Origin of the sequence: Rhizobium sp. UBA1881, from assembly GCF_002338015.1 — a bacterium.
In the GTDB taxonomy this organism is placed as follows: Bacteria; Pseudomonadota; Alphaproteobacteria; order Rhizobiales; family Rhizobiaceae; genus Rhizobium.
Genome location: NZ_DDHH01000057.1, coordinates 160,867 through 174,854 on the forward strand (window position 1 = coordinate 160,867; position 13,988 = coordinate 174,854).

11 protein-coding genes are annotated in these 13,988 nt (G+C 61.4%); 3 read left to right on the plus strand and 8 right to left on the minus strand.

Annotation, left to right across the window (positions count from 1 at the left end; all coding sequences use genetic code 11):
- Nucleotides 1-15: 15 nt before the first annotated feature.
- From treZ to B3605_RS06145, 3 genes are all read right to left on the minus strand, one after another.
- Nucleotides 16-1,785 (minus strand): malto-oligosyltrehalose trehalohydrolase, encoded by a 1,770-nt coding sequence (gene treZ, locus B3605_RS06135; protein ID WP_296433392.1) that lies wholly within the window; start codon nucleotides 1,783-1,785, stop codon nucleotides 16-18.
- 123 nt (nucleotides 1,786-1,908) lie between these two features.
- Nucleotides 1,909-4,374, minus strand: coding sequence for a malto-oligosyltrehalose synthase (treY, locus tag B3605_RS06140; protein WP_113168244.1), 2,466 nt, complete (start codon nucleotides 4,372-4,374; stop codon nucleotides 1,909-1,911).
- Nucleotides 4,375-4,459: 85 nt separating this feature from the next.
- Nucleotides 4,460-5,236, minus strand: a complete 777-nt coding sequence (locus B3605_RS06145) for an endonuclease/exonuclease/phosphatase family protein (protein ID WP_296433305.1) — start codon at nucleotides 5,234-5,236, stop codon at nucleotides 4,460-4,462.
- 45 nt (nucleotides 5,237-5,281) lie between these two features.
- On the opposite strand from B3605_RS06145, the gene B3605_RS06150 reads away from it, so the two are divergent.
- Nucleotides 5,282-6,253, plus strand: coding sequence for a lysylphosphatidylglycerol synthase domain-containing protein (locus tag B3605_RS06150; protein ID WP_113168243.1), 972 nt, complete (start codon nucleotides 5,282-5,284; stop codon nucleotides 6,251-6,253).
- Here B3605_RS06150 and B3605_RS06155 read toward each other — a convergent pair.
- A complete protein-coding gene (locus B3605_RS06155) occupies nucleotides 6,203-7,738 on the minus strand; it encodes a phospholipase D-like domain-containing protein (protein ID WP_296433306.1) in 1,536 nt (511 codons plus the stop codon). The two genes, B3605_RS06150 and B3605_RS06155, sit on opposite strands and share 51 nt — an antisense overlap.
- A 190-nt stretch (nucleotides 7,739-7,928) precedes the next feature.
- Between B3605_RS06155 and B3605_RS06160 the strand changes: the two genes are divergently transcribed.
- Together B3605_RS06160 and B3605_RS06165 are read left to right on the plus strand one after the other, a co-directional pair.
- On the plus strand, nucleotides 7,929-8,186 hold the full coding sequence (locus B3605_RS06160) for a YMGG-like glycine zipper-containing protein (protein ID WP_111560741.1): 258 nt from the start codon (nucleotides 7,929-7,931) through the stop codon (nucleotides 8,184-8,186).
- Between the two features lie 161 nt (nucleotides 8,187-8,347).
- Nucleotides 8,348-8,875 (plus strand): hypothetical protein, encoded by a 528-nt coding sequence (locus B3605_RS06165; RefSeq protein WP_183794315.1) that lies wholly within the window; start codon nucleotides 8,348-8,350, stop codon nucleotides 8,873-8,875.
- Between the two features lie 72 nt (nucleotides 8,876-8,947).
- Here B3605_RS06165 and B3605_RS06170 read toward each other — a convergent pair whose 3' ends face one another.
- From B3605_RS06170 to B3605_RS06185, 4 genes are read right to left on the minus strand one after another with little or no spacing between them, the layout of a single operon-like run.
- The gene (locus tag B3605_RS06170) at nucleotides 8,948-10,462 is read right to left on the minus strand and encodes an ABC transporter substrate-binding protein (protein ID WP_296433307.1); all 1,515 of its coding nucleotides are present in this window, start codon (nucleotides 10,460-10,462) and stop codon (nucleotides 8,948-8,950) included.
- A gap of 18 nt (nucleotides 10,463-10,480) precedes the next feature.
- On the minus strand, nucleotides 10,481-12,193 hold the full coding sequence (locus B3605_RS06175) for a dipeptide ABC transporter ATP-binding protein (protein WP_113168239.1): 1,713 nt from the start codon (nucleotides 12,191-12,193) through the stop codon (nucleotides 10,481-10,483).
- Nucleotides 12,190-13,041 carry an ABC transporter permease gene (locus B3605_RS06180; protein ID WP_112820095.1) on the minus strand — a complete coding sequence of 284 codons (852 nt, stop codon included), beginning with the start codon at nucleotides 13,039-13,041 and terminating at the stop codon, nucleotides 12,190-12,192. The genes B3605_RS06175 and B3605_RS06180 overlap by 4 nt, the downstream gene beginning before the upstream one ends.
- Entirely contained in the window at nucleotides 13,038-13,976 is a 939-nt protein-coding gene (locus B3605_RS06185) for an ABC transporter permease (RefSeq protein WP_113168238.1), read from the minus strand. Before B3605_RS06185 ends, B3605_RS06180 begins: the two co-directional genes overlap by 4 nt.
- Nucleotides 13,977-13,988: the final 12 nt, after the last annotated feature.

Sequence of the window (13,988 nt, forward strand, 5' to 3'; positions counted from 1 at the left end):
CCTGATAATGGTTCGTCACTCGCGGCTTACGCTCCAGCAGACTGACCACGGCGACAGGTTACTGCCAGATGACGCGTCAAGGCCGAAGATTGCCTCTGCCCCATCCGTCATCGGGTCCATCGCAATCGTTTCCTCTCCAAGGTTCGCCCGCAGGCACAACCGGCCGCCGCTCGCCAACGACCAATCGGCGGCGACGGCCGAAAAGTCCGATCCGGCGACGATTTCGCCGCGGCGCATCCCTGCCAGAAGCGGGACGATCTTCTTGTGGCGGATCGCAAGCAGCGAGGCGTAGAAGTCGCGCATGTCGGCGCAGTGGGGATCGGTGACGGCAGACCAATCGAGCTTGGCCATCTCGAACGTCGATGGCGCGGTCGGGTCCAGCAGATCATCCGTATCGAAGCCCGGCAGTCGCGAGAGCTCCTCGCGGCGCCCTTTTCGCACCATCTCGTTCAGCTCTTCATTGAGGTCGCAGAAATAGGGGAATGCGTCGCGCGCCCCCCATTCCTCACCCATGAACAACATCGGTATTTGCGGCGCGAGCAGATAGACCGCTGCCATCGACTTTATGACGTGAACGGGCTGCGCGGCGATGATCCGGTCGCCCATCGCCCGGTTGCCGATCTGGTCATGGTTCTGGATGAAGGAGACTAACGCCGTAGGCGGCAGTTCGCTCGTGCTCTTGCCCCGGTTTTCGCCGCGATAGGGCATGTGCTGGCCCTGAAATACAAAGCCTTCCGCGAGCGAACGCGCAAGCGCTTCGCCATTATCAGCGTAATCGGCGTAATAGCCGAAGCGCTCGCCGGTGGCGGCGATGTGCAGCGTGTGGTGGATGTCGTCGTTCCATTGTGCCGTGAACAGACCTGTTTTGCCATCGCTCATGCGCTTCAGGAGATCGCTGTCGTTTTCCTCGTTCTCGACAATCAGGTGAACATGGCGAACGCCAGCGGCGGCGCGCACGCGCCGTGCGAGTTCCAGCAGCAGATGTTCCTCGCTGTCGTCATTGATGGCGTGAACGGCATCCAGTCGCAGCCCGTCGAGCCTGAAGACGGTGATCCAGTAGATGGCGTTCTGAATGACAAATTCGCGCATCGGCCGCGCCATCGCACCATCATAATCGATGCCTTTGCCCCACGGTGTCTTGTGCCGGTCGGTGAACAGCGGCGCATAGAGGGGCAGATAATTGCCGTCGGGGCCGAAGTGATTGTAGACGACGTCAAGGAAGACCGAGATTCCGCGTTCGTGGGCAGCATCGATGAGCGCCATTAGATACTCGGGCCTGCCATAGCTGCCGTCGGGCGCATAGGGCAGCACACCGTCGTAGTCCCAGCCATAACGTCCCGGAAAATCGGCAACGGGCATGAGCTGGATCGCCGTCACGCCTAGCCGCGCGAGATGATCGAGACGCCCGATTGCCGCGAGGAAGGTGCCCTCTTCGGTGAAGGTGCCGACGTGCAGTTCGTAGAGGACGGTTTCTTCCCACGGGCGCCCAGGCCAGGTTTCGGCTTTCCAGTAGTGGTCCGTGAGATCGACGACCTCGCTGAACCCGTGCACATCGTGCGGCTGAAAGCGTGAGGCCGGATCGGGCACCTGCAGGCCTTCGGGAAGAACAAACCGGTAAAGCGCGCCTGCGCCGACGCCGGCGACCTCCACCTCGTGCCAGCCGTCGGCGAGTTGGCGCATGGGTCGGGGTTCCTGGTCTTCCAGCTTCAGGCGGACGCTGTCGAGAAGAGGCGCCCAAAGGCGGAAAACCACGCCCCTGTCGGAAATGACGGGTCCGAATTGCATATCAGTCACGCGAGGCCTTTCGACAAATGGGATTGGCTGCACTCAACGCGGGCGCGGGCGAAAAGTTCGCGACCGACGGAGTGGCGGTTTGTCACGGTTGAGTTATCCATACCGCTGAACAGGTCACTCAACTTGCAGCAAAGCGACCGGTCGCCTTCCCAGGAGCTTCGCCACGGGGATCGACGCGGCGGTGTCGATCGACCGCTCAGTCAGGAGATCACGTATCGAACCCTGTAGCCCCGCGGGCAGGATGATGGCGGTGTCGTCCCAGAATTCGGGGCCGGCAAAGAGCTTTCCAGGCTCCAGCTGCCCCATCATCATGCGCGGGGTCACCGTGATGGTGAACGTATCGCGCAGCCGCCGAGCGTATGCGATGACATGGCGACGGCGGCTGCCCGTCACCGACACAGGCACATAATCTCCCTCGGCAAACAGGGCAGGCAGGCGTTTGCGCAGATTGAGGCCAATCTGGATTATGCGCTGTTTGAGTGCTGGAACGGTCAGCTCCGAAATCGGGTCCCGCGTTGCCAGCAGGCGGGCGAGTTCCGCCGTGTTGATCTGGCGCCGGTTGTCAGGATCGACGAGGCTGAAGTCGCAAGCTTCCGAGCCCTGATAGATATCGGGCACGCCGGGGGCCGTCAGCTTGATCAGCGTTTGCGACAGGCTGTTCAGGTAGCCTGCGGCCATCACTGGCCGGAGCGTTTCGGCGAAGTCCTCGTGGAAGGTCAGGCTGGCGGAGGCGGTGAGCGCGGCCGCATAGCTCTTGACTGCCTTCTCGTATTGTTCGTGCGGCGCATTCCAGTCCGTCACAAGCTTTGCCTCGCGCACTGCCTTCTCGGCATAGGCGACGAAACGATCTGTCAGTGCTCCGGCAGCGCCATCGCGAAACTCCTCCGGCCATATGCCGGCCAATGCCTGGTAGAGCATCCATTCGACATTGGCGTCGGGCGTCAGGCCTGCCGGCAACTCGGTCAGGTGGCCGCGGTTCATGTCACGCCAGCGTTCTACCCCTAGCCGCCATACATCAGGTTCCTCGCTCAGAACGTAAAGGCGGGCGCGGGCGTCCTCGCCGCGCTTGGTGTCGTGGGTGGAGGTGGCCGACAGGCCGTTTGGCTGCTGCTTTGCCCTTTGCTGCATCAACTCATGAAATGCATCGACGCCGCCCGCCGGCCGACCCGGCTCGCCGCCGACTTCGTTGGCGCCAAGAAGCAAGTTGTGGCGATAAAACAGTGTGTCTTCCATGGCCTTGGCCATGATCGGGCCACTCAACTGCTGGAAGCGTCGCTGGAATTCTTCTGTGCGAGGGCCGCCATCGAGGAGCATCGCTACGGCGTCCAACGCATCGCGGTCTCCGGTTTGCTGCGCGGCATCGCCAACGGCCTGCTCAATGAGCAGGCGATCGCTGTCCGACAATTTTCCGGCACGGCCATAGGTGCGATAGAAGGGAAACGCGACGAGCAGTTCCTTGATGGCGGATGCAAGCCGCTGTTCGTCCTGATCGGCCAGAAGCGAATGCGCGATCGCCACAAGCCGATTTGTCTCGCCCTCGAAGTTGCGCTCGACCATCAGCAACTTTGCCTGGCGTAGACCTGTGGTGAAATCGGCCGCATCCGGCGAGAGATTGGCATAGGCATGGCGAAATTCGCGCATGCCATCGGGATCGATGAAGAGATTGCTGAGCGCCGAGATGAACTCGTATCCGGTTGTGCCTTCGATCGGCCAGTCGGCCGGCAGTGTCTCTCCATGCCCGACAATCTTCTCGGCGACGATATAAATCTCGGGGCCCACGGTCGCACGCAGGCGGTCGAGATAGGCAGAGGGATCGGCGAGCCCGTCAATGTGATCGAGCCGCAGCCCCTGCACGTGGCCGGCGCGCACCAAGTCGAGCACCAGCGCATGGCTGTCGGCAAAGACGTGCTCGTCCTCGACACGCAGCCCAACCAGTCCGGTGACTTCGAAGAAGCGCCGATAGCTGAGCGTCTTCGCGGCATCCTGCCAGAAAGTCAGCTGCCAGGATTGCTGATCGTGAACGCTCGATATCTGCGAGCGATCTTTCAGGTCGCCTGATAATGGCGCGGTGCTATCCAGGTTGAGCGGCAATCGGGTCTCGAAATAGGCGAGCGACCAATCGCCGGTTTGCGGATCGCGTTGCAACTCGAACTCGCCATCGGCGAGTGCGTCGTTGAAGCTCTTTCCGAGGATCGGCAGCGTCAGCCGCTGGTTCCAATCGATATCGAAATGATCAGCATATTTGCTGTCCGCGCCAAATTTCAGAACATCCGCCCACCAGGCGTTCTCGGTCGAGGCCGCCATGTGGTTCGGCACGATGTCGAGGATCAGGCCGAGGCGCTCGGCTTTCAGTGCGGCGCTCAGGCGCTCGAAGCCCTCGCGTCCGCCGATCGCGGGATCGATCTCGTTGCAATCGGTGACGTCGTAGCCATGCGTCGATCCCGAGGTGGCAGTGAAGATCGGCGATGCATAAAGATGGCTGATGCCGAGTGATTTCAGGCAGGGGATGAAATCGATGGCAGTGTCGAAGGTCATGCCATCTCGAAATTGCAGCCTGTAGGTCGATGTCGGTATGTGCATCTGTCGCCTCTGGTGGGATCGCGACACAGCAACAGCGCCAGCGCGCCTTTTGTTCCCATGCAATTTCCTGACACGTTCGAGGCGGTTAGAATTTCAGAGTGATCAGCAACGGCCGGTGATCAGAGGCGCGCTTTGCCAGCGGCGTGGAGATTACACTGGCGGCGCTGACTTTGAGGTCGTACGATAGAAACACGTGATCGATCCGCAGCAGTGGAAAGCGGGACGGAAAAGTCGGCCTCGGGCGTTCCGCCATGTTCAGCTGAGCGTCGCGAAACAGGCCGGCCAACATCGTGTAGGCCGGCGATGACGCTCGTGCATTGAGGTCGCCGCAGATAACGCACGGTGCCGCGTGAAAATCCGGGCTCCCGATCCACTCGTCCGAGAGCAGCGTCCGCACCTGCTTTATACGGTCGATGTTGCGCAGGCCGAGATGGGTGTTCAGCACGTTGAGCTTTCGTCCACCTGCATCCACCTGCGTCCAGATCGCCCCCCGCGTCTCGCCGACCGAGGGCAGGGGGCCGGCCTTCATCAGCCGTGTCGGCAGGGCGGTCAGTATGGCATCGCCGTACTTTTCTTCCTGCACATTAAGAGCCGGGTGAAAATGGGCCTCCATCTTCAAAAGGGTTGCGATCATATGCGCCTGGTCGATGCCGCCGGTTCGCTTGCGGCCGACATCGAGCTCTTGAAGCGCGATGATGTCGGCACCCGATTGCGCGATCACGTCGGCGACCCTGCCAGGGTCGAGCAGCCGGTCAGTGCCGATGCAGCTGTGCACATTGTAGGTGAGGATTCTCAGTTCCCGGTCTTCATTTCGGTGCGAAGTGTCTGTCGATGCGCTCATCGACAGGGAACCCGATTTCATCCTGTTTCGTTCCATTACTGAAAGATCAATCGGAATGGAATCTTCATGTCGGCGAAGCGTGTCCTCATCAATACAACCCTGGCTCTCGGACTGCTTCTCGCGGCCTATCTCCTCTATAAGGTCTTCAGTCGCTATTCGATCGATGAGATCACGCGGTCAATCGCCGCCATCCCCGTCTCACGGCTGTTGTACGGCCTGGGCTTCGCAACACTCTCGTACCTGTGCCTGACGGGCTTCGATTGGATGGGGCTGCGGTACGCGGGAAAGCCGTTGAGCTATCCGAAGGCGGCGATTGCCTCCTTCACCGGTCTTTCCATCGGCCACAATCTCGGCGTCGCCGCCTTGAGCAGCGGCGCGGTTCGCTATCGCTATTATGCGCGTTGGGGCCTGAGTGCCGAGGAAGTGGCGAAGGTCATCCTGTTTTGCGGCATCACCGTGGGCATCGGGCTCTCGGTCCTTGCGGGGCTGGCGCTCCTGATCAATCCAAGCGATGCGGCAAACTTGCTCGCCATGAGCGCCGATGGTCTGTTCATGCTGGCCCTGGCCTGCCTTGCCCTCCCAGCCGCCTATGTCCTTCTCGCCGCGACTGTTCGTGCGCCGTTGCGCCTGTGGAAGTGGAGCTTCGAGATGCCGCGTCTCGAGCTTGCAATCGGTCAGGTCGTCATCGGCACGCTAAACTTCGTTTTTGTCGCCGCCTGCCTTCACCAGATGTTAGCGGCGCAGGGCGATGTCAGCTTCGTGCAGACGGCGACGGCCTTCGTGCTCGCCAACATCGCCATCCTCCTTACCCATGTGCCGGGTGGCCTCGGCGTGCTTGAGGCCACAGTCAGCCATGTCCTGCCGGGTGCGGCGTCGATCGGCGCGCTGGTGGCGTTTCGCGTGATCTACTTCATCGTGCCGCTGTTGATCGGCATTCCCGTCTTGGCGATCAGCGAGGTGGTGCTGCGCAAGCGCGGCAAGGCGGTATCAGAAGATCGCGGCGGCCAGCCGTCCGACGCGCAGGCGCAGCTTCTGTAGCGGCCAGTAGGGGCGTCGCGGGTCGACGAGCGTGGTGCCCGTCAGCGGCGATGTCTCTCCTTTGGAGACATCGATCGCGAAGTGCCTCAGCCCACGCTTGCCAACATTCAGCGCGTCCACCGCGGCATTCAGCGACCGCATGCTGCGTTCGGTCTCGCGCACGGTCTCCGGCGTCGTCTCCAGATGCTCCGCCAGCAGCCGGTAGCGCAGCGTTGAAATTGCCTCACGATGTGCGTCGGTCGAGGCTTCAATCGCCAGATCGCATTCCGTATCCAGCCCCTCGGAGCGGTTGTTCAGGTTGGATGAGCCGATGCGAATGAAATGGTCGTCGACGATCAGTAGCTTGGAGTGGATGACCAGCTCCTTCTCGCCGCCCTGCTTGTCGGGCACCACGGCATACATGACCCGCAGCCGGTCATATTGGTCGATGCGCTTCAGCCGGCGGATCAGTCTGTCGCGGTTGTTGCCCATCGTTAGTTTTTCGAGAAAACCGTGCGAACTCTTGGTGACGAGAACGGTGACCTCCGGGCCGTCGCTCTCCTTCAATCGCTTGGCAATGGTGCGGGCGACGCCGAAAGACGCGAGATACTGGGTCTCGATGTAAATCAGCCTGCGCGCGGCCTTGATTGCATCGCGTGTCAGGCGAAAGGCTTCGTAGTGGCCGCGCTTGCCGATCAGTCCGGGCTCCGTCAGCGCGATCGCGGCGGTTGCGTCCGCAAGGTCGGCGCTGACGCTTGCCGGCCATGAGGCGCCGCCTGCTGGCGCCGGCGCCGGGCGCTCGCCCGTGGCACGCTTCCATCGCCTGCGGGCGACATCGCCGATCAGCTGGGCCGCGTGGCCGGATACCATCGACTGCAAGTCGTGCACGGGATCATAAGGCGTACCATCCGGCGATTTCCGCAGCGTGCTGGTCATCTTGTGATCCGGCTCGTCCCATCGTCTGGCGGTCAAGTCGATACCGCCGAGGAAAGCCAGATTGTCGTCGATCGAGACGAGCTTCTGGTGATGGCAGCCGCGGATCGGGTGGCGCAGATCGAAGCGCATGCTGATCTGCGGGTGGGCGGAGAATTCGCTCTCGCGGAAGAGACGCAGCGATTTACCGGAATAGATCGGCCCCATGCCCCATACCAGTATGCGGATGCGCAGATCCGGCTTCTCATCGGCGAGCGACAGGAGAAGCTCACCAAGCGTTTCGGAGCTTTGATGGGGTCTGAGCCTGATATCCGGGTTGAAGTCCCAGCCGACGATCCAGATCGTATGAACGGCCTTGCGAAGCGCCTGGTCAAGCGCCAGAAAATAGGCGGCGCCATCGATCAGGAAAGCGGCCTTCTCTACCTTGCCGACCTGCCAAGCGTTGCGTCGCTGCCGAATGATGCCGCCCGGCAAAGCGGGAAGAGAAGCTTCTGTTTTGCGGGTTGCGCGTTTCAGGAACTCGGTTGCCTTAGACGCCTTCAGTCGATCGGCGATGGGATGGAATTCTGTCATTCTGCTGTCCGGCGCCCCGCTTGATATTTGACGTGGCCGTAACGCTTGAAGGGGTGACTTGTTCCGTCATCGTGCACCGTATTTTCCGGGGTCGTGCCGGGCTGTCGTGCGTGGCGCGAAAACGATCGTGGAACGAAAAGCCACGTCAATTGTTTACTTCACGGTAGAGGATGAGCCGAGGAGTGAAATAATGATCAGAGCTATTCTGTTGGTAACCGCAGTGGCAGGCAGTCTTGCGTCGTGCACCGCGACCGAACAAGGCACGGCGATTGGTGCGGGGACCGGCGCTGTCATCGGTGGCGTGGCAACCAACAGCTGGGGCGGCGCGGCCGTCGGTGCTGTCGCCGGTGGTGCGGTGGGTGCCTTGATCGGCCAATCGCAGGAACGTCGCGGCTACTGCGTCTATCGCGACCGCTATGGCCGCACCTACGAGGCACGTTGCCGCTAACCGGTTGATCCGGGCGGATTGGATCTTCGACGCACGTGATGCCTGCCGGCATCGCGCGCGTTGAATCTTGTGCAATCGTCGCAAACATGATGCCAGCGCCATGATGCCGACCCATTCTTTTGCTGATGAGAAAGCGTCGGCAACGCGTCTTGGGCGAGCGCATGAATTGGATAAATCGTTACATTGATGAACCGCTGCTGCACGGCGCCGCAACGGTCATGAAACTCTGGCACGGCCGCACAGGCCAGCGACCTGATCTTCTCGAACCGGTCTGGAACCTGCTCTCCATCGCGTTTCTGCTCATCGCGGCCATGCAATGCTTGGCGGGCGAAGCGCTGTGGCTGAGCGAGGCTGCGCTCGTCATGCTCGCGCTGCCATCCGCGCTGAAGCTCTACAAGGCAAGCGCGGCATCGGCCGATTATGATTTGAAAGACTACAAGGCCCTGCGCGCCACCGCCTTGCAGAAGCGCGAGAACGAGTGGGCTCTTAGGCTCGCGGTGCTCGTTGGCGCGCTGGTTCTGCCGCTCGCAAAGCCTGTCGACGATATCACGAGCGCCTATTTCATGCTGGGAGCCTGCCTCTGGTTCTCGCTGACGGCGCCTGCGAGGTTCTATTTGAACGCGGCCGAGCCGCCGGCGCCGGATAAGGGCGATCGTCTTGTTCGCCCCGCACTGGGTTCGGCGGCGTAACTCCTGATACCGAACGGCTGCTGCAGGAACCTACAGCGGCCGTCATTCTTTAAGAGCTAAGCTCCACCGATCTCAGTTCTTGACCGTGTCTTCGAGGAAGAAGCGGCCAAGCGGGTTCTGGTAGAAATTCTCGATGTTCTTGCGCGAGACGTTGATGTACGGGCTGTAGTAGAGGTCGATCCAGTTGACATCTTCCTTGGCCATCTTCTGGATATCGACATACATCGCTTCGCGCTTCTTCGGATCGAGCTCCAGGCGCGCCTTGGCGACTAGGTCCTTTACCGCATCACTCTTGTAGTTGGTCATGTAATTGTTGTTGCTGTCATGGCCAAGCACGAAGGTGGTCTTCTGGTCCGGGTCGAGAATGTCGTTGGTCCAGTAGTTAACCGAAATGTCGTAGTCGCCGGCAACGGTCATGTCCCATTCCTGGCTGGCATCGACCTTCTGTAGGTTGGCGGTGATGCCTGCCTTCTGTAGCTGCTGCTGCAGGAGAACAGCGATCTGTTCGTCGACTTCATCGCCTGCGCGCACGAGGTAGTTGAGCGTCAGGCTTGGCTCGCCGGCGGCCGCCAGCATTTCCTTTGCCTTGGCCGGATCGTAGGGCCGCTGCAGGTTGTCAGCGTAATGATAGAGCGCGCCCTTCGGAATGTAGGAGTTGGCAACCGTGCCCTGACCGAAGGTGACGGCGTCGACGATCGCCTTCTTGTCGATCGCCATGTCGAGCGCCTGACGCACTTCCTTCTTTCCAAGCGCACCATGCGCGTGGTTGATCAGCAGGTGGTCTTCGCGGGTCGAGGCGTCGATATCGACGTTGAGGTTCGGGTCCTTCTTCATCTCCTCGACGCGCGAGAAGGGCACGAAGATTGCCGTGTCGAGCTGGCCGGCTTGGACGTTCAGCATGCGCGTATTGTCGTCGGGAACGGAAACCCACTCGACGCCATCGAGCTTGACGCGGTCTGCTTCCCAGAAGTTGGGGTTCTTCTTCAGGATGACGCGGTCGCCGCGGCGCCATTCCTCGACGGTGAAAGCGCCCGACGCGATCGGCTTTTCAGCGTAGGCGTCTGGTCCCAGCGTTTCCATTCCCTTCTTGGAGATGACCGATGCGTTGGGCAAGGCCAGCGTCGACAGGAAGGGTGCGGAACGGTTCTTCAGTTTGATCGTGAGCGTATGCGCGTCGGTGGCAACAGCCGTGTCGATGACCTTGTAGGAATCGCCCCACAGCGAAGCGGCATCGTCGCGGATGCGCAGCAGACTATAGGCCGCGTCTTCGGCGGTCAGCGGCGAGCCGTCGGAAAACTTCGCGTCACGGAGCTTGAAGGTGTAGGTGAGGCCGTCGTCGGAGGTCGTCCAGCTCTCGGCTAGACCGGGCTCCAGTTTGGTGCCGGTCTTGTCGACGCGCACGAGGACGTCATAGACGTTGGAGAAGACCCAGTTGTCGATGTTCTGCGCCGTCTTGATGGGATCGAACGTCGTCGAATCCTCGCGGCGCCCGATCGTCAGCACACCGGCTGCTTCCGCATAGCTGGCGCTCAGTGTCAGGCCGGCCATGATGGCTGCGAGGCCTACGGTTTTCCATCTGTTTTTCATCTCTGTGTTCCCTTGTTGTTATCGCGAATGTTTCTTCGGTTGCGGCGGTATGAAGTTGTTCTCGCGCTCGGCGGCGGAGGCGTCGCCGAGGAGGCGCTTGTCGGGGTCGATGTCGGGAATGGCGGCGATCAGTGCCGCGGTATAGGCGTGCTGCGGTCGCGCGAAGACGTCGGCCGAACGCCCCTCCTCGACGATCTCGCCGCGATACATGACCACGACGCGTTCACAGAGATTGCGGACGATGGCGAGGTCATGCGCGATGAAGAGGAGCGTCAGCTGCATCTTCGCTTTCAGCTCCTGGAACAGCTCAACGATCTGCGCCTGAATGGTGACGTCGAGAGCAGCCACGCACTCATCGGCGATGATCATCTTCGGGTCGACGGCCAGCGCGCGCGCGATACCGGCGCGCTGGCACTGACCGCCGCTCATGCTGCGCGGCTTGCGGCCGGCGAATTCTCGCTCAAGGCCGACGAGGTCGAGCAGTTCGTTTATACGTTCGGGAATGGCCGAAGAGGCGACCTTGCCCTGGACTTTCAGGACCTCCGACAGCGTCTGCCCGATCGTCATGCGCGGGTTTAGTGCGTTGAACGGGTCCTGAAACACCATCGCGGCCTCGCGGCGAATTCTCGCTAAGCCCGCCGTCCTCTGCTGCGCGAGATCGATGCCGTCGAAGGTGACATGTCCTGACGACAGCGGCGTCAAGCCGAGGATGGCGCGCGCCAGCGTACTCTTGCCGCTGCCGGATTCGCCGACGATGCCGACGCTTTCACCAGGCATGACCCGCAGGCTGACACCCGCCACCGCGCTGACCGTCTTTGCACTGCCCTTGAATAGGCTGCCGCCAGTATTGAAGCGGACATGCAGGTCGTCGATTTCCAAGAGCGGCGGGACCGCATGTCTTGCCGGCTCGGTTGCCGCCGGTGGTGCCGCTGCCTCCTCGGGCATCGATGGGTGGCTGGCGATCAGGCTCACCGTGTAGGGGTGCTGCGGATGCGTCAGGATCGCCCGCTTCGGTCCCTGTTCCAGAAGCTGGCCGCCGCGCAGAACGGCGATGCGATCGCAGGTCTGGGCGACGATACCGAGGTCGTGGGTAATCAGGATGATCGACAGGCCGCGCTTGTCGCGGATATCCATGAGCAGCCGCAGGATCTGCGCCTGGATGGTCACGTCGAGAGCGGTGGTCGGCTCGTCGGCAATCAGGATCTTGGGATTGCACGACAGGGCCACGCCGATCATTGCACGCTGTCGCATGCCGCCGGAAAACTCGTGCGGATAGCTGTCATACTGTCTGACCGGATCGGGAAAGCCGACCTGCTTCAGGATTTCGATCGCGGTAGCGCGCGCATCCTGAGCATTCAGCCCCTGATGATAGCGGATGCCTTCGGTGATCTGATCGCCGATCCGCATGACGGGGTCGAGATGGCTTGTCGGGTTCTGGAAGACCATGCCGATCTCGCCGCCGCGTACGGCAAGCATATCCGCATCGCTAATCCCGGTCAGATCGCGGCCCTCTAGCAGCACCTGCCCCCCATCGATCTTCAAGATGGAAGAGGGCAGCAGCCGTATCAGCGAGCGGCAGAACAGGCTCTTGCCGGAGCCGCTTTCACCGACGAGCCCGAGGATTTCACCCTGACCGAGATCGAGCGACACGCCGTCGATTAACGTGCGAACGGTCTCGTCGCCATGGGCTTTGACCGTCAGGTCGCGAACGGAAAGAAGGGGAGCGCTCATTCGTGGACCCCGAGAATTTCGCCGAGCGCATCGCCGAGCATGCTGAAACCGAAAGCGAAGACGACGATCGACAGGCCCGGGAAGAGCGTGATCCACCACGCCGTGGTGATGAAGCTCTGGCCCTCGGCCACCATCACACCCCATTCGGCGATCGGCGGCTGAACGCCAAGTCCGAGATAGCTGACCGCGGCGCCGCTCAGGAGCACGAGCACGGCATCGGACATCGAGAACACGATCGAGCCGGCAATGGCGTTCGGCAGAAGATGGCGGAACATGATGCGGAAGCGGCTGAAACCGAGGCTGACGGCGGCCACCGCGTAGTCGCTCTTCTTCAGCACCAGCATCTGCGCGCGGATGAGCCGCGCATAAGAGACCCAGCCGACCAGTGCCATGGCGATGTAGAAGCTGCTGAGCCCCGGTCCGAGGATCGCGATGATAGAAAGCATCAGCACCAGGAATGGGAAGGCCAGGATGATGTCGACGAGCCGCATGAACAGCGCATCGACAATGCCGCCGAAAAAGCCGGCGATGGTGCCGACCGTCGTGCCGATGACGAAGGGGAAGACCACGCCGATGATGGCGATCTGCAAGTCGATCCGGGTTCCCCAGATGACTCGCGAGAGGATATCGCGGCCGAAATTGTCGGTGCCGAAGGGATGCAGCAGCGACGGCGCCTGCAGGCGGACATCTGCGTTCTGGAAGATCGGATCATAGGGCGCGATCAGCGGCGCGCCGATGGCAAGGATCAGAAAAACCAGCAGGATGCCGGCGCCGACGCAAAGCGCCGGGCGCTTGCCGATGAATTTCCGCCAGCTGAAGGATGGGGGAGAAGATATGATGGCACTCATAGCGTCACCCTGGGATCGACGGTGACGGTGACGATGTCGGCGATGAAATTGATGAGAACGGTGGCGCAGGCAAACACCATGGCCACGCCCTGCACGACCATATAGTCGCGCGAGAAGATGGCGCGCACCAGAAGCTGTCCCATGCCAGGCAAAGCGAAGACGCTTTCCACGACAACGGTGCCGCCGATCAGCCAACCGATATTGACTGCCAAAAGGTTGATGGTTGGTACCAGCGAGTTCGGCAGAACGTGCTTCCAGAAGACGATGCCCTCAGGCATGCCACGCGCGCGCGCCGCCGTTGCGACATCCGATTTCAGCCCCTCGATCATCGCGGCCCGCAGGCTGCGCGTCAGGACGGTGGAAAGCGACAGTGCGATCGTCAGGCTGGGAAGCACTAGGTGAGCGAGCTTTTCACTGAGCGTGGCGCCGTATCCGGAGACGGGGAAGATGCCGAGTTGCACGCTGAAGACGATGATCAGCATCAAACCGAGCCAGAACGGCGGGAAGCCGATGCCGAAGGTGGAAATCACCCGTACCGCATGGTCTGCCGCATCGCCTCGATTGCGCGCCGCGACGGCGGCCATAGGTACGGCAATCAGCACGGAAAGGATCACGCTTGCGAGCACCAGCGCGACGGTGGGTTCGATGCGCGTCAGGATCAGCTTCAGCACGTCGATCTTGTAAAGAATGGATTTTCCCATCTCGCCATTGGCGAGATTGCGCAGGAAGTAGAAATACTGCAGCCACATCGGTTCATCGAGGCCATATTGCGCCCGGATATTGGCAATCGCCGCAGGCGTTGCGCGAGTTCCAAGAATGTTGCGCGCGGGGTCGCCGGGGATCAGCCGGACCAGAATGAAGGTGATGACGCTGATGCCGAAAATGACGGGCAGAAACTGCAGCGGACGCGTGAGAACAAATCTATAGCGATGCATTGTGGCGATCGC

Excerpts from the sequence above, each read along its gene's own strand:
- B3605_RS06165 (WP_183794315.1), top strand. The coding sequence starts at position 8,348 with ATGAATTGGATAAATCGTTACATTGATGAACCGCTGCTGCACGGCGCC.
- B3605_RS06155 (WP_296433306.1), bottom strand. The coding sequence starts at position 7,738 with ATGACAGAATTCCATCCCATCGCCGATCGACTGAAGGCGTCTAAGGCA.
- treY (WP_113168244.1), bottom strand. The coding sequence starts at position 4,374 with ATGCACATACCGACATCGACCTACAGGCTGCAATTTCGAGATGGCATG.
- B3605_RS06180 (WP_112820095.1), bottom strand. The coding sequence starts at position 13,041 with ATGAGTGCCATCATATCTTCTCCCCCATCCTTCAGCTGGCGGAAATTC.
- B3605_RS06145 (WP_296433305.1), bottom strand. The coding sequence starts at position 5,236 with ATGAAATCGGGTTCCCTGTCGATGAGCGCATCGACAGACACTTCGCAC.
- B3605_RS06160 (WP_111560741.1), top strand. The coding sequence starts at position 7,929 with ATGATCAGAGCTATTCTGTTGGTAACCGCAGTGGCAGGCAGTCTTGCG.
- treZ (WP_296433392.1), bottom strand. The coding sequence starts at position 1,785 with ATGCAATTCGGACCCGTCATTTCCGACAGGGGCGTGGTTTTCCGCCTT.
- B3605_RS06150 (WP_113168243.1), top strand. The coding sequence starts at position 5,282 with ATGTCGGCGAAGCGTGTCCTCATCAATACAACCCTGGCTCTCGGACTG.
- B3605_RS06175 (WP_113168239.1), bottom strand. The coding sequence starts at position 12,193 with ATGAGCGCTCCCCTTCTTTCCGTTCGCGACCTGACGGTCAAAGCCCAT.
- B3605_RS06185 (WP_113168238.1), bottom strand. The coding sequence starts at position 13,976 with ATGCATCGCTATAGATTTGTTCTCACGCGTCCGCTGCAGTTTCTGCCC.
- B3605_RS06170 (WP_296433307.1), bottom strand. The coding sequence starts at position 10,462 with ATGAAAAACAGATGGAAAACCGTAGGCCTCGCAGCCATCATGGCCGGC.